The organism is Burkholderia sp. R-40, assembly GCF_049942845.1.
GTDB classification, from domain to species: Bacteria; Pseudomonadota; Gammaproteobacteria; order Burkholderiales; family Burkholderiaceae; genus Burkholderia; species Burkholderia ambifaria.
The window spans coordinates 1536507-1553854 of record NZ_CP187968.1; the positions used below are offsets into that span (position 1 = coordinate 1536507).

Here is a 17348-nt window from a genome sequence, read left to right on the forward strand (position 1 = left end):
GGTTTGTTGGAGAATTGCCGGGCCCTGCCATGCAGCGGACATCGTCGGCAATCGCCAAAACCGTCATCCGTTCCTGTCCGGGGCATCCGTCTGTGCGCGCCACGTTGGCCGCGCGTGCCGACAATCACCTCACCTTCATCCCCCAAGGAGCGGATCGTGTTCGTGATTTTCGGAGCATCAGGCAACGTCGGCTTGTCGACCGTGACGACCCTGCGTCAGGCAGGCCATCCCGTGCGCGCGGTGCTGCGCGACGCACGCTGGCGAGAACGCTTCGCGCAACTCGGCTGTGACGTGGCAATCGCCGACCTGACGGACGCTCGCGCGGTCGCCGCGGCGATCGACGGCGCGCAAGCCGTGCAGATGCTATGTCCGGTGCCCGTCGCCGACAGCGACCCGGCCTCGACGATGGCGCGGACGATCGACATCGTGACCGGTGCGCTCGTCGCGAATCCGCCGCCGGCGCTGCTCGCGCTGTCGGACTACGGCGCGGAGCGCGACGGCAACACGGGCATCACGCGGCTCTTTCATTATCTGGAGGAGCGGCTGAAAACGGTCCCGACGCAGCTCACGCTGCTGCGCTCGGCCGAACACCTGCAGAACTGGACACGCGTGTTGCCCGTTGCGCTCGGTACCGGCGTGCTGCCGAGCTTTCATCATCCGGTCGACAAGCTGTTCCCGACGGTCTGGGCGCCCGACGTGGGCGTCGCGGCGGCGCGGCTGCTGCTCGATCGAACCGAAGCCGGCAACGGGCCGCGTATCGTCAGCATCGAAGGGCCGCGGCGCGTGAGTGTGCGGGACATCGCGGATACGCTCGCCGCGGCGGCCGATCGCGAGATCGTCGCGCGCGAACTGCCGCGCGATGCATGGACCGCGACGCTGTTGCGCGCGGGGCTCAGCGAACGTCATGCACAACTGATCGTGGATCTGTACGACGTGCACAACGCGGGGCAGATCGATGTCGAGGCCGGTGTGTCGGAGCGGGTGTACGGCACGACGACACCGGCGGAGGCCTTCGCCGCGCTGGTGCGCGAACACGCGCGGTGAGCCATGCGGCGGCTGAAGCCGCGCGCGATGCGCGTTACGCCGGCCGCCGCACCCGGCTCAGCACCGCATACGCGATGGACCCGATCACGATCCCCCAGAACGCGGAACCGAGCCCGAGCCACGTCATCCCCGATGCGGTCGCGAGGAACGTGATCACCGACGCTTCGCGATGATCCTCGTCCTCGAAGATGCCGTGCACGTTCGCGCCGATCGCGCCGATCAGCGCGAGCCCCGCAAGGATCGCGACGAAGGCCTTCGGCAGCGCGAAGAACAGCGTGACGATCGTCCCCGCGAACAGCCCGCCGATCAGGTAGAACACGCCGTTCGCGAGGCCCGCGATATAGCGCCGGTCCGGATCCTCGTGCGAGTCCTTGCCGGTGCAGAGCGCCGCGGTGATCGCCGCGACGACGATCGTGATCCCGCCGAAGCACGCGACGACGAGCGACATCACGCTGGTCGCGGTGATGATCGGCCGGGCGCTCGTGTGATAGCCCGACACGCGCAGGATCGTCATCCCCGGCAGGAACTGGCCGGTGAGACTGACGACGACGAGCGGCAGCGCGAGGCTGAGCGTGGTGCCGAGCGTCCATTCGGGTGCGATGAAGATCGGCCGTGCGATGCTCGGCGACACGCTGCCGAGCTGCGTCATGCCGAGCAGCGTCGCGAGTGCCGCGCCCGTCAGCAGCACGAGCACGATGCTGTAGCGCGGCAGCAGGCGCTTGAAGATCACGTAGGCCGCGATCATTCCGAACCCGAGCACCGGCTGCGCGGTCGCGGCGGAGAACGCGTGCATGCCGAACGGCAGCAGGATGCCGGCCATCATCCCGCACGCGATGCCGCGCGGAATGTGGCGCACGAGCCGGTCGAAATAGCCGGTGATGCCGATCACGAGGATGATCAGCGCGGCCGTGATGTACGCGCCGACGGCCTGGTTCAGCGTCAGTTGCGGAAAGAGGCCGACGAGCAGCGCGGTGCCGGGCGCCGACCACGCGGTCACGACCGGCACCTTCAGCTTCCAGCTCGCGAACACCCCCGACACGCCCGCGCCGATCGAGATCGCCCAGACCCACGACGTCACCATCGCGTTGGACGCATGCGCGGCCTGCGACGCCTGAAAGAAGATCGCGAGCGGGCCCGCATAGGAAATCAGCACCGCGAGAAAGCCCGCGGTGATCGCGGAGACGGACCAGTCGTTGCCGATCGAGCGGATCGCGCCGGGCGAGGTGTTCGGTTGCATCGTCGTAGGGGAATGCGGCGCGCGGCCGGAAGGGCTGAGCCGGGGCGAATGATTGTTGGAACCCCCGGACGAGCCGTCATTCTGCGCATTGCCGATGGAATTGGCAATTCGCCGATGAGGAGCGATATTGTCGGCTTTTCGTAAGGAATGCGGCCCGGCCGGACGGCCTTGCGGATGCGCGGTCGATTCGGGCAGCGTCACGACGAAGCGGCCCGATCGAGCATCACGTACTGATCTGAAGATAGCCGTCGACCGCGGCCACCTTCGCGCCGCTGCCGGTCGACAGCGACGCCGTGCCCTGGTCGAACGGATGCACGGGCGTGTCGGTCGGCGTCCATGCATGGCGCGCCAGCAGTTCGCGATACCCGCCGCGAATCACGAAGCCGCCGCATTTTTCCGCGTACGCGTCGCGCCGCATCCGGTACGCGCGCGGCAGGTCGTACCACGGCAGCTTCGGCAGGTCGTGATGCACGAGGTGATAGTTGTTGTTCAGGTACAGCAGCCGCATCGCGAAGCCGGCTTCGTTGATCACGATGCGCGCCTTCGGATGTCGCGCCGCGCGGTGCTCGAACAGCGAACGGATCATCGCGAGCGACAGCGCCGGCCACGTGACCGCCAGCAGGTAGTACCACCACGGCACGCCGATCGCCCATTGCAGCCATGCGAGCAGCGCGACCACGCAGGCGACGTGCGTGATCCACATCCGCAGATAGCGGAAGTCGCCGCGCCGGAATGTGCGGAACGTGTCGACGAACATCGCGACGACGCTCACGGGCGGCCCGAACACGAGCCGTCCGACGAAGGTGGTGCGCGCAACCGTCAGTGCGCGACGCCAGCGCGGCAGCCGCGCCCACTGCTCGCGCGACACGTAGTTCGTTTCCGGGTCGACGCCCGGCACGGTCAGGTCCTCGTCGCGGTGATGATCGAGGTGCGTGTCGCGGTACAGCGTGTACGGATACCAGATCGTCAGCGGCGGATAGCCGAGCAGCCGGTTCACGAACGCGGAACGCGTCGGATGGCCATGCAGCAGTTCGTGCTGCAGCGACATGTGCCACGCGCCGAGCAGGATCAGCGGCGGCGTCGCGGCCGCGAGCGGCAGGCGTTCGGCGCGCACGAGCAGCAGCACGGCGAGCCAGCCGCCGTAGATCGCGACGACAAGCAGCCAGGTCGGCCACTCGGTGCGGGCTGTGAAGCGGGCGTCGAGCGTGGCGATCGCGCGCGCGTGGTCGACGTCGAAGTATTCGGCCATGGTGCTGAGGCGGGATGAAACGGGTAGTGCGGGCGATGCGGGAAGCGGACGAGCGCGCCGGTGCGGGGCGCGATGCGATGGGCCGACAGGCGTCGCGGCTCGCGATCGACCGCTACAGCGGCATGCGACCGCGTTGCGACAGTGGAACGCTAACCGGGCTGCATCGTCAGACCAACCAAGCAATTCGCATTTGCTTATCGCCGCGCGGCCGATAAGCATTGGCAGCCTCCGCCCGGTGCCGAACCTCGCGGAAATGTGGGCGAACCGGCTTTCTTACGGGCACATCCGATGCGTAGAATGCACGAATGAGCCAATGGATCGCCGGACTGCCGATGTACAACGTGACGCCGCGCCACGCCGCACTGTGGCGTGCGTTGCTGCGTGACGCGCTCGATGCATTCGCGCGCGCCGGCGGGCCTCCCGGCGTCGTGCTGCTGGATGAACCGTTCGGCGATCTGCACGCGCTGTGGCGGCGCAACGACCTGCTGTTGTCGCAGACGTGCGGCTATCCGTACCGGATGCTCGGCTTGCGCGATGCCGTGCACCTGATCGCGACGCCGGCCTTCGATGCGCCCGGCTGCGACGGCGCGCGCTACAGCAGCGTGCTTGCCGTGTCGGCGCGCGTGCATGCGGGCGGTGCGACGATGCTGGCGGCGTGTCGCGGATTGCGGGCCGCATTCAACGGCGACGATTCGCACAGCGGGATGAACGCGTTCCGGCATGCGGTCGCGCCGCATGCGCATGACGGACGTTTCTTCGGTTCGGTCATGTCGTTCGGCTCGCACCTGAACGTGCTGCGCGCATTGGCGGCCGGCGATGCCGATTGCGCGGCGATCGACTGCGTGACGTTCGCGTACGTGCGCGATGCGTTGCCCGAGCTGTTGAACGAGATCCGGATCGTCGGCATGACGGCGTCGGCGCCGGGGTTGCCGTTGATTGCGTCGAAGGCGCTGGAATGGGGGCGGGTGGAGGCGTTGCGGGATGCGCTCGATCACGCGGTCGCGGTCGATCCGGAGCGGGCGAACGTGCTGCGGCTGAAGGGATTCGAGCGCCTGCCGCCGGGCGCATACGACACGATTGCCCGGTTCGCACGGGACGCGGCCGCGCAGGGGTATCCCGAGCTGAGGTGATGCGGCGGCGCGGCTGCCGTGACAGCCGCGCCGCTCGAAATTACTCCTCGTCCATCAACCGGACCTTGACCCGCTTGCCCTTGATCTTCCCCGCATTGAGCTTGCGCAGCGCGTCGTGCGCGACGCCGCGCTCGATCGCGACATAGGTCGAGAACTCGGTCACGTTGATCTTGCCGATCTGCTTGCCGTCGAACCCCGCATCGCCGGTCAGCGCGCCGAGCACGTCGCCCGGCCGGATCTTGTCCTTGCGCCCGCCGAGGATCTGCAGCGTTTCCATCGGCGGCAGCAGCGTGTCGTTGCCGGCCGGCTTCAGTTCCGCGAGCGGATGCCATTCGACTTCGCGCTTCAGCGCCTGCTCGATCGCGCCCACGCGACCCATCTCGTCCATGCTGGCGAGGCTCAGCGCCCAGCCTTCCTGATCCGCGCGGCCGGTGCGGCCGATGCGGTGCACGTGCACCTCGGGGTCGGGCGTCACGTCGACGTTGATCACCGCCTCGAGCTGCGCGATATCGAGCCCGCGCGCGGCGACGTCGGTCGCGACCAGCACCGAGCAGCTGCGGTTCGCGAACTGGATCAGCACCTGGTCGCGCTCGCGCTGGTCGAGCTCGCCGTGCAGCGCGAGCGCGTGGAAGCCCTGCGCGTGCAGCACGTCGAGCAGGTCGCGGCATTGCTGCTTGGTATTGCAGAACGCGATCGTGCTCACCGGCCGGTAGTGGTTCAGCAGCTGGCCGACCGCGTGCAGACGTTCGGTTTCCGCCACTTCATAGAAGCGCTGGCGGATCTTGCTGTTGTCGTGGCGCTCCTCGAGCTTCACTTCCTTCGGATTGCGCAGGAACTGCTGGCTCAGCTTCGCGATGCCGTCCGGATAGGTCGCCGAGAACAGCAGCGTCTGGCGCGTCGTCGGACACATCCGCGCGACCTTCGCGATGTCGTCGAAGAAGCCCATGTCGAGCATCCGGTCGGCTTCGTCGAGCACGAGCGTGTTCAGCGCGTCGAGCTTCAGGTTGCCGCGGTCGAGGTGATCCATGATGCGCCCGGGCGTGCCGACGACGATATGCGCGCCGTGTTCGAGGCTCTGCGCTTGCGGACGCATCGGCGTGCCGCCGCACAGCGTCAGCACCTTCACGTTCTCCTCGGCGCGCGCGAGGCGGCGCACTTCCTGCGCGACCTGGTCGGCGAGCTCGCGCGTCGGGCACAGGACCATCGCCTGCACGTCGAAGCGGCGCGTGTCGAGGCGCGCCAGCAGCGCGAGCGAGAACGCGGCGGTCTTGCCGCTGCCCGTCTTCGCCTGCGCGATCAGGTCGTGGCCGGCCAGCGCGATCGGCAGGCTCGCGGCCTGGATCGGCGTCATGTCGACGTAGCCGAGCTGCGTAAGGTTCGCGAGCGCGGCGGGCGTGAGTGGCAGCGCGCTGAAGGGCGTGGCGGTCGGCTCGGTCATTCCACGTCTCCGAGGTAAGGGCGGCCGGCCATCTGCTCGTAGACGACCGTGCCGTCTTCCGCGTCGAAGCGCTCGAGATAGTTGCGCGCGCCGCATAGCGGGCAGCGGAACAGCAGCCCCTGGCCTTCGTCCTTGATCACGACGTCGGACGTCTCCCACTGCGTGCCGCAGCTCTGGTTTCTGCAGGTAAACACGGTCATTCTCCAGCTGAATTCGGTTGGTGGCGCGCCCGGCGGGCGCGGCAACGGGGTGCGGCGCTCGCGCGGTTCGGGCGCGGGCCGCACCGGCGGTCGCGTGGACCGCGTCGATGCGGATGGTGGATCGGGGGCGACAGCGTCGCGCGTGCCCGCAATTCTAGCGGATGCGGGCGGCCGGCGGCGGAGGGGCGGTAGCGGTCTATCGGCAATGGCCCGGCTGGCGGCGGAGGGGCGGTAGCGGATGACCGGTCGCGGACGGCCGGTCGCGGACGGTCGGCGGCGGCTGTCCAGCGGCGGAGGGCCGGCAGCGGGGTGCCGGTGCCGCTGGCGGAGGGCCGCTAGCGGTCCATCGGCAGTGCCCGGGCCGGCTGTCGGCAACCGGCGAGGACGCCCCGCCGATCGGTGCGTGGCGGCCCCCCACACCAGCCATGTAAAACGGCCGCCCCGGAGGGCGGCCGTGCGATGCGATGAAACGGGGCCGGACGCGTTACAGCGCCATGTCGGCCGATGCCTTCGCGGGGCGCGCCGGGGCCGAGCCCGTCGCCTGCGACGGCGTCGTCAGGTCGATCTTCGGCGGCGGCGACAACTGCAGCACGTCGCTCGTATAGGTCCATTCCTCGACGACCTTCGCCGGGCTGTCGTTCAGCTTCGTGCCGTAGCTCGGCACGATCTGGCGCATCTTCTGCTGCCATTCCGGCGTCGCGACCTTGTCCTTGAACACCTTCTGCATCAGGTTCAGCATGATCGGCGCCGCCGTCGACGCGCCCGGCGATGCGCCGAGCAGGCCCGCGATGCTGCCGTCCTGCGAGCTGACGATCTCGGTGCCGAGCTTCAGCACGCCGCCCTTCTTCGGGTCGCGCTTGATGATCTGCACGCGCTGACCGGCCTGCCACAGGCGCCAGTCTTCCTTCTTCGCGTCGGGGAAATATTCCTTCAGCGCGTTGAAACGGTCGTCGTCGGACAGCATCAGCTGGCCGGCCAGGTACTGGACCAGCGGGAATTCGTCGACGCCCACGCGCATCATCGGCGCGACGTTGTGCAGGTTGGTGCTCTTCGCGAGGTCGAAGTACGAGCCGTTCTTCAGGAACTTGGTCGAGAACGTCGCGAACGGCCCGAACAGGATGATCTTCTTGCCGTCGATGATTCGCGTGTCGAGGTGCGGCACCGACATCGGCGGCGAGCCGACCGACGCCTTGCCGTACGCCTTCGCGAGGTGCCGCTTCACGACCTCGGGGTTGTCGGTCACGAGGAACGAGCCGCCGACCGGGAACGCGCCGTAGTCCTTCGCCTCGGGGATGCCCGACGCCTGCAGCAGATGCAGCGCACCGCCGCCCGCGCCGATGAACACGAACTTCGCGTCGACGGCCTGCGGCGGTTCATCCGAGTGCAGCTTGACCCACGACACGTGCCACGTGCCGTCCGCGTTGCGCGAGATCTCACGCACTTCGCTCGACAGCGACAGCGTGAAGTTCGGCTGCGTCTTCAGGTAGCCGACGAACTGGCGCGTGATCTCGCCGAAGTTCACGTCGGTGCCGATCGGCGTCCAGGTGGCGGCGACTTTCTGCGAGCGGTCGCGGCCTTCCATCATCAGCGGCACCCACCGCTTGATCTGGTCGTAGTCTTCCGAATACTGCATCCCGCGGAACAGCGGGCTCGCCTGCAGCGCGTCGTAGCGCTTCTTCAGGAAGCGGACGTTGTCGTCGCCCCACACGAAGCTCATGTGCGGCGTCGAGTTGATGAACGAATGCGGGTTCTTCAGCACGCCCTGGCGCACCTGCCAGGCCCAGAACTGGCGCGAGATCTGGAACGACTCGTTGATCTCGATCGCCTTCGAGATGTCGACCTTGCCGTCCGCCTTCTCCGGCGTGTAGTTCAGCTCGGCGAGCGCCGAGTGGCCGGTGCCCGCGTTGTTCCAGCCGTTCGAGCTTTCCAGCGCGACGCCGTCGAGGCGCTCGACCATCGTCATCGACCAGTCGGGCTGGAGCTCGTGCAGCCAGACGCCGAGCGTCGAGCTCATGATGCCGCCGCCCACCAGCAGGACGTCGACCTTCTTCGTATCGGCGGCGTGCGCGGACGACGCGGCGACGCACAGCGCGAGCGCCGACAGTATTACCCGTAACGTTTTGATCACAACAGATCCCTCTTCAACTTTGAATGCATCGGTTTGCCATGCCGCCGGGCCGACGCCGAATCGCAACCGGCTCGCGCATCCGGAGATCCGGACCGCGAATCCGGAATTCCGGATCGACCGTGTTCGCCGTTGCATTTGCGCACGCGCAGCCGTCGCGAAGGACACCTTCGGATCGGCTTGCCGCAGGCAGGCGAATGCGTGCGTCGCGATGGCGCGCAACGCGCCGGGGCCCTCGCTGCAAGCCTGCGCGGAAGGCGCTTCGGGCTGCGTGGAAAGAGGCCGCGCGCGACGCGTTTTGCGGGGGCGGTATGGCAAGGGGCGCGTAATGTAACCGAACTCGTTTGCTGTGTCACAAACGAAAAATGCCCTTGTTTTTGTGGGGTTTTTTGCGTGTCCGGGATTCCGGAACGACGGTCGCCGGAACCGGAAAAGATGTGGATAACCGGGCGGGAGCGGGATGGAATGCGGGCGCGTCATGTCGCGGCATCGCGCCGCGACATGATCGCTTTACGGCAGGTCAGGTCACGTCACTTCGCGAAATTGTTGTGGCAAAACTGCTCGTACGCTTGCGCCGAATTCGCGAACCCCTTCTGCTTCGCGAGCTCCCACGGGCGTTCGCATTGCTGGGTCTGTTCGCACCACGAATAGCCGGCCGAGCCGATGCAGCCGTGCGCGTCGCGATCGCCGCCGACCATCGGCGGGGCGGCCGGCGTGGCAGGTTGCGCGGGCGTCGACGAAGCGGCCGGTGCGGACGATTGCGCCGCACAGCCGCCCAATGCGAGTGCGCAGGCGATCGTTGCGGCAAGCGAGGCGGAAGGTAGAAGACGTTTCATAGGATTGCGCTCCATGAAGTGACGATCGACAGCGGATGCCCGCGCGCGGGCGCATGACAACACGAACGATCACGCATCCGGCACCGGCACGCGCGACGAGAACTTGACCTCGCGCAGCGCGAGGCTCGACTGGATCGACGACACGCCGGCCTGCTTTCTCAGCACGCGTTCGACGAATTCCGCGTACGCGTCGAGATCGGCCGCGACGACCTGCAGGATGTAGTCGGCCGCGCCGGTGATTTTGTGGCACGACGTCACTTCGTCGTGACGCCGCATCACCTCCTCGAAGTGATCCGGATCCTGGTCCGAATGCATGTTGAACGTGACCTGCACGAACGCGAACACGTTCATGCCGAGCGCGCGCCGGTCGAGGTTCGCCTGGTAGCCGGTGATCACGTGCTCGTCCTCGAGCCGCTTGCGGCGGCGCCAGCACGGCGTGACGCTCAACGACAGCTTCTCGCCGAGCGTCGCGTTCGACAGCGCGCCGTCTTCCTGCAGCAGCCGGAGCATCGCGCGGTCGACGCCGTCCAGTTCCACCGAAGCGCGATTTTTGCTCATTGTCGGGTCTCCGTAGGCGGTTTTCTCAAAATTGTACGAAACGAAGGGGTGGAAAGCAAAGTTATTGCCGGCCGGCATCAATAGACTGTTTTCACCCTTCACAGCCTTCACTGCAACGGTCAACCATGCTCACGGTCTACAGCAGCGATCACCATCTGCATCGCGGCGTCGAACTGAAGGACGGCGCGATCACCGAGTCGTTCGAGAACCCCCTGCGCGCCGAGACGGTGCTCGCGCAGGTGCGCGCGGCCGGCCTCGGCGACGTGATCGCGCCGCGCGCGTTCGACCGCGCGTGCTATGCCGGCGCGCACAGCGCGCGCTATGTCGAGTTTCTCGTCGGCGCGTGGGACGAATGGACCGCGACCGGCCGTACCTGCCAGGCGCTGCCGCTCGTGTGGCCGGTGCGCGCGATGCCGTCGTCGGCGACGCTGCCCGAGTTCATCGACGGCAAGCTCGGCTTCTTCGCGATGGACGCCGGCGCGCCGATCAACGCCGGCACGTGGGACGCGGTGAGCGCGAGCGCGAACTCGGCGCTCACGGGCGCCGACCTGCTGTCGAACGGCGGCGCGCGCGCGGCGTTCGCGCTGTGCCGCCCGCCCGGCCACCATGCGGGCCGCGAGTACATGGGCGGCTACTGCTACCTGAACAACGCGGCGATCGCCGCGCAGCACGGCATCGCGAGCGGCGCGTCGCGCGTCGCGGTGCTCGACGTCGACTTCCACCACGGCAACGGCACGCAGGACATCTTCTACGACCGCGCGGACGTGCTGTTCGCGTCGATCCACGGCGAGCCGCCGGTGTCGTATCCGTACTTCTCCGGCTACGCGCACGAGCGCGGCAGCGGCGCGGGCGAGGGTTTCAACCTGAACCTGCCGCTGCCGAAGGGCACGCAGTGGGACACCTACGCGACGGCGCTCGACCACGCAGCCGCCGCGATCGCCGCGCATGCGCCCGACCTGCTCGTCGTGTCGCTCGGCGTCGACACGTTCGAGCATGACCCGATCAGTCATTTCCGCCTGCGCTCGCCCGACTACCTGCGCGTCGGCGAAGCGCTCGCGCGCCTGAACCTGCCGACGCTGTTCGTGATGGAAGGCGGCTACATGGTCGAGGAAATCGGTATCAACGCGGTGAACGTGCTGCTCGGTTTCGAAGGGCGTGCGTGACCGTATCGCTTTGCCTTTGATGAACGACGATCCCGTCACGAACGAAGCGCGACAACGAAGGAGACGAACATGAATCGACATCGGAACAAGGCGGCATGCGCAATCGCGGCCGCGCTGGCGTGCGCATGGTCCGCGCTGCCCGCGCATGCGGACGAGATCGTGCGCATCGGGCACGTCGCGCCGCTGACCGGTGCGATCGCGCACCTCGGCAAGGACAGCGAGAACGGCGCGCGGCTCGCGGTCGAGGAGATCAATGCGAAGGGGCTCGTGATCGGCGGCAGGAAGGTCACGCTGCAACTCGACGCGCAGGATGACGCGGCCGACCCGCGCCAGGCGACGCAGGTCGCGCAGAAGCTCGTCGACGACAAGGTGGTCGGCGTCGTCGGCCATCACAACTCGGGCACGTCGATTCCGGCGTCGAAGATCTACAGCGATGCGGGCATCGTGCAGATCTCGCCGGCCGCGACCAACCCGATGTACACGCAGCAGGGCTTCAAGACGACCTATCGCGTCGTCGCGACCGATGCGCAGCAAGGGCCCGCGCTGGCGATGTATGCGGCGAAGAAGCTGGGCATCAGGACGGTGGCCGTGGTCGACGATTCGACCGCGTACGGCCAGGGCCTCGCGAACGAGTTCGAGAAGAAGGCGAAGGCGCTCGGCCTGAAGGTGATGTCGCACGACGCGACCAACGACAAGGCGGTCGACTTCCGCGCGATTCTCACGAAGATCAAGGGCGAGAATCCGGACGCGATCATGTACGGCGGGATGGATGCGACGGGCGGCCCGCTCGCGAAGCAGGCACGTCAGCTCGGCCTGCGCGCGAAGATTCTTGCCGGCGACGGCGTGTGCTCGACCGACCTGCCGAAGCTAGCGGGTCCGGCGTCGGACAATGTCGTGTGCTCGGAAGCCGGCATCGCGCTCGAGAAGATGCCGGGTGGCGTGGCGTTCGTGAAGCGTTACGAAGCGCGCTATCACCAGCCGATGCAGGTGTATGCGCCGTTCTCGTACGACGCGGTGTACATCATCGTCGACGCGATGCAGCGCGCGAATTCGACGGACCCGGCCAGGGTGCTGGCCGCGATGCCGGCGACCGACTATCGCGGCGTGATCGGCGAAACGCGCTTCACGCCGCAGGGCGACCTGAAGCACGGCGCGATCTCGGTGTTCACGTACAGGAGCGGCAGGAAGGCGCTGCTCGATATCGTCAGGATGTGACGGAGGCGGGGCACGGCGCGCCGCGCGCCCCGACGTGTCATGACGCCTGGACGCGGCGCGGCTCGACCTGCTGCGGCCGCCGTTCGACGTCGTGCACGATGTGCAGCTCGCGCGTGCGGATCGGCAGCGCGCAGTCCGCGTCGGCGAGCGTCTTGCGCACCTGGCGCGCGAGGCGCCAGCGCATCGCCCAGAACTTGTCCGTGTGCGTCCACACGCGCATGTTCGCGACCGCCGTGCTGTCGTCGAAGCGCATCACCATCACGTCCGGCGCGGGATCCTGCAGCACGTCGGGATCGGCTTCGGCCAGCGCGCGCAGCGCATCGAGCGCGCGATCGATGTCGTCGTGCACGGACACTTCCACTTCGAGATCGAGACGGCGGGTCGGATTGCGCGTGTAGTTGCGGATCGCGCTGCCCCACAGCGCGCTGTTCGGCACGTATTCGCAGATGCCGTCCGGCTTCGTCAGCCGCGTCATGAAGAGCCCGACCTCGTCCACCGTCCCCGCGACACCCGTGCCGCCGTCGATGTAGTCGCCCACCTTGAACGGCCGCAGCAGCAACAGCATGATGCCGGCCGCGATGTTCTGCATCGTGCCTTGCAGCGCGAGCCCGATCGCGAGGCCGGCCGCGCCGAGCACCGCGACGATGCTCGCGGTTTCGATGCCGAGCTGTGAAAGCGCACCGACGATCGCGACGATGCGGATGCCCCACACGGCGACGTCGCAGAGGATCGGCCGCAGCGTGTCGTCGACGCGCTCCTTGTTCGTGAGCAGCCGGCTCAGCCAGTTGCCGATGCGCTTCGACAGCCACCAGCCCGCGACGAGTAGCGCGAGGGCGGCGCAGAGCCTGAGCGAAAGCGTGGACAACGCGTTCCACAGGAACGTCCAGCGTTCCGGATGAAGATGATCGAGAAACATGACGGGATTCCGGTTTGAGGACAGAAGGCACGACGGGTGGCGTCGTCCGCCGTGATCGGGCGGGCATCCGCTCGTGCGTCGGCCGCCCTCGACTGTACACGCCATGGCGTAGTTCGCGCGAATGCATGGGGGCCGGATCTCACGCGTCAGCGCCGTGAAAATCGCGATTTGGTGTGTGTACTAATCGAGTATTCAAACAAATCGGACTCGTCCTATTTAGCTATGTTGGCCGTGCCGATACACTCGCTTCCAGGCTACCGGATCGCGATGATCGTTCCTCCGCGATAACCGGTTTTCCCCCTCCTTTTTCATTGATAGCGAGTGACGACGCAATGCGGCTTGACCTGTGTTTACGTCTCGCACGCGAACAAGGTCGGCCCGCGCGCTGCGGCGCCATCCGCTTTCCGATTCGCCGCGCGCTGGTGCGCGGTGTCGTTGCCGCGGCGTGGCTTGCCGGCATGCAGGGTGCGGTGGCGTGGGCAGCTTCCGATGCCATGCCGTTTTCGCCCATGACTGCGCAAGCGGCCGACCTTGTCGACGTGCCTTTTTTCAATTCCGCCCGGACCATCTGGGGCGGCTTGCTGGCATCGACTGACGTGCCGCGTGTCGCGCTGGAGCCGCATGGGACGAGCGCTTCGGTCACGTTCACGATGCGTACCGGTGCATGTGCGCCGTACGTCGTCCTCTGCGATGCGGCGCGCGATGCAATCGAGCGCGATTACGCGGCCCGCTTCGCGTACGGTTTTGCGTCGCCGCTTCCGGCAATCGGCGCTGCGCCGGCGTCCGACGCGCGTCCTGTCGATCTGGCGTCCGCCGAGCCGTTCGTGCTCGCGGAGCAGGAGCGCGGCACGCGAGCCGGCGTGATCACCGGCAGCCTGCGCGCGTCGCTCGCGCGCGCCGATCTGCCCGCCGACGTCGCGGCGCAGGTCACGCGCATGCTGGCCGGGCGGATCGATTCGGCGCAGCGCGGCGCGATGGGCGATACCTTCCGCGTCGCCTTCGAACCGGACGACAGCGCAGCCGTGCCGGGCCGCGTGCGCGTGACTGCGCTCGACATCCGCTTTCGCGGCCAGCGTGTCGCGGCCGTGTGGTTCGCGCCGCAGGCGGGCTCGCCAGGCGCGTACTACGATCTCGACGGCATGCCGCTCGCCGGTGCGCAGTTCGCGATGCCGGTCAACGCGACGCGAATCAGCTCGCAATTTGGCGCGCGCGTGCATCCGGTCACGGGCGCGCGTCACGTCCATTCCGGTGTGGATCTGGCCGCGCCCACGGGCCGTGCCGTCCACGCGTCGGAGCGCGGGGTCGTGACTTTCATCGGCACCGAGCCGGGCGGCTACGGCAAGTACGTGGTGATTCGGCACGACGGCGGCTATGCGTCGTACTACGCGCACCTGTCGGCGTTCGAGCCGACGCTGCGAACCGGCGCGCGGGTCGTGCGCGGCCAGCGTGTCGGCGCGGTCGGCAGCACGGGCACCGCGACCGGCCCGCATCTGCACTTCGAGGTGCGGCGACATGCCCGCCTCGTCGATCCGATCGAACTGGTGCAGGCGGCCAGGGCGGCGAAACTGAAGGGCGAGCAGCGGGTCGCGTTCAATCGCGTGGCTCACGCCGCGCGCACGCAGCTGGCTGCGGCCACGTTGGCACCGTCGCTCGCGATGTCGCAGCACGGCGCACCGAGCGACGGCTGACCGTCGAGCTGGGGCGGTCGCCGCCGGGGGGGGGGCGGCGCGCACATCTATGCTGCGTACCGATGCGAACCGCCACGCCGGGCGGCGTGGCGATGATTGGCAGGACGCGGCTGCTTAGCCGAGCGGCCAGTTCAGGATTGCGATGCCGTCGTTGTAATCGCCGTCCGTTCCGTCTTCCGACCCGACGAGCCCGAAGTAGGTCTTCTTGAAGATGTCGACCTGACGCGAACCGATCTTCGACGGTTTGCCGTTCGCCGTCACCACCACGCGCACCTTCCCTTTGCCCGAGTTCACGATCTGCGTGTTCAGGTTCGCGTCCTGCGTGCCCGCGCCCTGGAACGTCGCGGCCGGCTTCGGGTTGTCGTCGACATAGACTTCGATCGTCTGCTGCGCGGACGAATTGACCAGCGCCGTCACGCCGAACGCGATGTTCGGCGGCAGGTTGAAGATGCCGTCGCGTTCGCCGCCGCCGGTCGTCGTGCCCGGCTGGGTGGGCTCCGGTTGCGGCGTTGCCTTCGAGAAGTAATTGACCACCGCGCCGACGCCGAACTTTGCCGCGGCCCCCGGCAGCACGCCGGGCGCGCCCGCCCACGTGACCGTGCAGGCGATCACCTGCCCCGCTGCATCGGCCTTCACCTTGTTCTGCCAGCTGCCGACGTCGAAGCTGTACGGGATGGTCGCGATGTCGACGAACACATCGTATTGCGGCAGCTTTTCCACGAGCTGCGTGGTCATGAACTGGCGCATCCGGTCGAGCACCGCCTGGTCGCCGTTCGCCTGTACGGCGGTTGCATCGTTGCCGGCGAGTTGCAGCAGTGCGTAAAGATCGTCATGGGTAAACGGTTGTGACATGTCGTCCTCGTCTCGATGATAGGTCTCGCGTCGCGCGGCCGGCGAGTGGTCCCGCCGTTGTCGCGCACGGAGTACAGCGTGGGACTGCAAATGACTGCTCGATTGAATCGATTCGCAATGCGTGGATGGCCCCGGCGCCATCGCGGGTTCGACAGCGGCGCGCGGGTTTTCGTCCTGCGCGCCGGCCGAGGTCGGTCGTCAAGCGCGCGTCAGGTCAGCCGATCGGCCACTGGAGCACGACGATGCCGTCGTTGTAGTCGCTGTCGTGACCGTCTTCCGACACGACGATCCCGAAGTTGACCGTGAACGGCGAGCCGTCCGACTTCTTGCCGGTGATCGGCGCGAGGCGCGCATCGGTGGCGGACGCCTTGCCGTTCACCGTCACTTCGAAGCGGAGCTTGCCGTTGCCCGAATTCAGCGTGGCCTCGCGCGGGCCGTCGCGCGTGGTCAGCTTGTGATAAGCGGCCGGTTCCTTGCTGTCTCCGATAAACAGCTTGATGTGCTGCTGCTCGGCGGCATTCGCGAAGAAAATCGCGCGGAAGTCGGTGTTCGGCGGGATCGAAAACTCGCCGGCGCGATTCGAGGATGTTTGATTGTCGGCCATGTTTCCTCCTGAAGATCGATGGATAAGGCACTTCACCGTGTCGCGCAAACGTTTGCTGTTTTAAACACGGCTCGGCCAGCATGGCGAAAAATAAATAGAAAAATATTCGGCCTGGAATGGAAATTGTTCAGAAAATCGAAAGCTGAAACAGTTCGATTTAATGGCGTGAATTCGATTGATTGTCGATCGACATAATCGCGAAATTATATCGACGCATGTCGCGAATTATTGAATGATGGGCGGCGCAGGCCGGAATGGAGGGAGGATCCGGCTTCGGAGCAGGCGCTCGGCGTTCGCATATGGCAGCGTGTTGTTTCAACATCGTCTTCTCTGTCGTGGCCGCGCCCACCGGCCACCACCGAACGCCCACACCGAAGCCGGATCGCAACGGGAGGGGTGTGCGGCGCCGGCGAAGGTTAGATGACCAGCTCACTCCGAACTTGAACAAGACATTCCGCCGACGCCACACCCGATAAGCATATCGACCCGCCGTCGCGGCGCCTATCGGACGAGGCTGATTCTTGCGTGCGATGTTGAAACGCGCCGGCCTGACATACCTGACAGGCGATCAATTTCGAGATTAGCGGTATCGTGCACGCAACGCGTGCGCCCGATGTTCGGCGCTTTTTTGATTCAACCGGCCCATTGCGGGGCCCTCACGAGGACAGTGCGATGACGAAACCCGATATTCTGAAAGGCGATATCAAGGAGCAGGCCCAGGAAGCAGACCGTCACAACCTGGCGCGGCCCGCGGTGAATGGCGCACTGTGGGCGCGCGGCCTGACGACGCAGCGCGTGGCCGACCTGTTCAGGACGCTGCCCGGCCTGCCGGGACACTGGATGCAGCTGCAGAACGAAGTCAACGCCGGGAATCGCTATTTCTATGGCGTTCAGAACGGTCACCAGACCACCGATGAAGGCAAGGAACTGATCCGCTGGATCGCCGACGCGGTGGTCAGCGCGGCGCAGAAGGCCGGGTTCGATTTTCCGTTGCAGCAGCTTCGGTTTACGGCCGATACCGGGTGGCTGAAGCTGCAGCGCGTGTCGGGGCGGGTGATGGTGTTGTCGCGGCCTTGAGATCGAAGGCGTACGC

Annotated in this window: 16 protein-coding genes; 6 read left to right on the plus strand and 10 right to left on the minus strand. The window is 67.0% G+C overall.

Annotation, left to right across the window (positions count from 1 at the left end; translation table 11 throughout):
• The first annotated feature begins 156 nt into the window (after positions 1–156).
• A complete protein-coding gene (locus tag ACP26O_RS23285; RefSeq protein ID WP_175664419.1) occupies positions 157–1044 on the plus strand; it encodes an NAD(P)H-binding protein in 888 nt (295 codons plus the stop codon).
• 34 nt (positions 1045–1078) lie between these two features.
• On the opposite strand, the gene ACP26O_RS23290 is transcribed toward ACP26O_RS23285, so the two are convergent.
• Together ACP26O_RS23290 and ACP26O_RS23295 are read right to left on the minus strand one after the other, a co-directional pair.
• Entirely contained in the window at positions 1079–2281 is a 1203-nt protein-coding gene (locus ACP26O_RS23290) for a benzoate/H(+) symporter BenE family transporter (protein ID WP_175664420.1), read from the minus strand.
• A gap of 223 nt (positions 2282–2504) precedes the next feature.
• Positions 2505–3530: a fatty acid desaturase gene (locus ACP26O_RS23295; protein WP_175664421.1), complete on the minus strand. Its 1026-nt coding sequence runs from the start codon at positions 3528–3530 to the stop codon at positions 2505–2507.
• A 305-nt stretch (positions 3531–3835) separates the two neighbouring features.
• Between ACP26O_RS23295 and ACP26O_RS23300 the strand changes: the two genes are divergently transcribed.
• Entirely contained in the window at positions 3836–4660 is an 825-nt protein-coding gene (locus ACP26O_RS23300) for a phosphate/phosphite/phosphonate ABC transporter substrate-binding protein (RefSeq protein WP_175664422.1), read from the plus strand.
• A gap of 40 nt (positions 4661–4700) precedes the next feature.
• Here the strand turns inward: ACP26O_RS23300 and dbpA are convergent, their stop codons facing one another.
• The 5 genes from dbpA to ACP26O_RS23325 all read right to left on the minus strand — a co-directional run bounded on the left by dbpA (position 4701) and on the right by ACP26O_RS23325 (position 9817).
• Positions 4701–6098, minus strand: coding sequence for an ATP-dependent RNA helicase DbpA (gene dbpA, locus ACP26O_RS23305; protein ID WP_011660030.1), 1398 nt, complete (start codon positions 6096–6098; stop codon positions 4701–4703).
• Complete coding sequence (locus ACP26O_RS23310; protein WP_006756243.1) at positions 6095–6292, minus strand: hypothetical protein; 198 nt, start codon at positions 6290–6292, stop codon at positions 6095–6097. The genes dbpA and ACP26O_RS23310 overlap by 4 nt, the downstream gene beginning before the upstream one ends.
• A gap of 490 nt (positions 6293–6782) precedes the next feature.
• Positions 6783–8426 carry a malate dehydrogenase (quinone) gene (gene mqo, locus ACP26O_RS23315; RefSeq protein WP_175664423.1) on the minus strand — a complete coding sequence of 548 codons (1644 nt, stop codon included), beginning with the start codon at positions 8424–8426 and terminating at the stop codon, positions 6783–6785.
• Positions 8427–8953: 527 nt separating this feature from the next.
• Positions 8954–9259 (minus strand): hypothetical protein, encoded by a 306-nt coding sequence (locus tag ACP26O_RS23320; protein ID WP_175659846.1) that lies wholly within the window; start codon positions 9257–9259, stop codon positions 8954–8956.
• 69 nt (positions 9260–9328) lie between these two features.
• Positions 9329–9817 carry an Lrp/AsnC family transcriptional regulator gene (locus ACP26O_RS23325; protein WP_105833634.1) on the minus strand — a complete coding sequence of 163 codons (489 nt, stop codon included), beginning with the start codon at positions 9815–9817 and terminating at the stop codon, positions 9329–9331.
• A 125-nt stretch (positions 9818–9942) separates the two neighbouring features.
• On the opposite strand from ACP26O_RS23325, the gene ACP26O_RS23330 reads away from it, so the two are divergent.
• The gene (locus ACP26O_RS23330; protein ID WP_175664424.1) at positions 9943–10980 is read left to right on the plus strand and encodes a histone deacetylase family protein; all 1038 of its coding nucleotides are present in this window, start codon (positions 9943–9945) and stop codon (positions 10978–10980) included.
• A gap of 69 nt (positions 10981–11049) precedes the next feature.
• Positions 11050–12195 (plus strand): branched-chain amino acid ABC transporter substrate-binding protein, encoded by a 1146-nt coding sequence (locus tag ACP26O_RS23335; RefSeq protein WP_426356329.1) that lies wholly within the window; start codon positions 11050–11052, stop codon positions 12193–12195.
• A 37-nt stretch (positions 12196–12232) separates the two neighbouring features.
• Here ACP26O_RS23335 and ACP26O_RS23340 read toward each other — a convergent pair whose 3' ends face one another.
• Positions 12233–13111, minus strand: coding sequence for a mechanosensitive ion channel family protein (locus ACP26O_RS23340; protein ID WP_175664426.1), 879 nt, complete (start codon positions 13109–13111; stop codon positions 12233–12235).
• Positions 13112–13443: 332 nt separating this feature from the next.
• On the opposite strand from ACP26O_RS23340, the gene ACP26O_RS23345 reads away from it, so the two are divergent.
• Positions 13444–14799 (plus strand): M23 family metallopeptidase, encoded by a 1356-nt coding sequence (locus ACP26O_RS23345; protein WP_175664427.1) that lies wholly within the window; start codon positions 13444–13446, stop codon positions 14797–14799.
• 114 nt (positions 14800–14913) lie between these two features.
• Here the strand turns inward: ACP26O_RS23345 and ACP26O_RS23350 are convergent, their stop codons facing one another.
• Complete coding sequence (locus tag ACP26O_RS23350) at positions 14914–15651, minus strand: fucose-binding lectin II (RefSeq protein ID WP_011660040.1); 738 nt, start codon at positions 15649–15651, stop codon at positions 14914–14916.
• A 214-nt stretch (positions 15652–15865) separates the two neighbouring features.
• Positions 15866–16255 (minus strand): fucose-binding lectin II, encoded by a 390-nt coding sequence (locus tag ACP26O_RS23355; protein ID WP_175659840.1) that lies wholly within the window; start codon positions 16253–16255, stop codon positions 15866–15868.
• 672 nt (positions 16256–16927) lie between these two features.
• Between ACP26O_RS23355 and ACP26O_RS23360 the strand changes: the two genes are divergently transcribed.
• Entirely contained in the window at positions 16928–17332 is a 405-nt protein-coding gene (locus ACP26O_RS23360) for a hypothetical protein (RefSeq protein ID WP_006756235.1), read from the plus strand.
• Positions 17333–17348 lie beyond the last annotated feature (16 nt).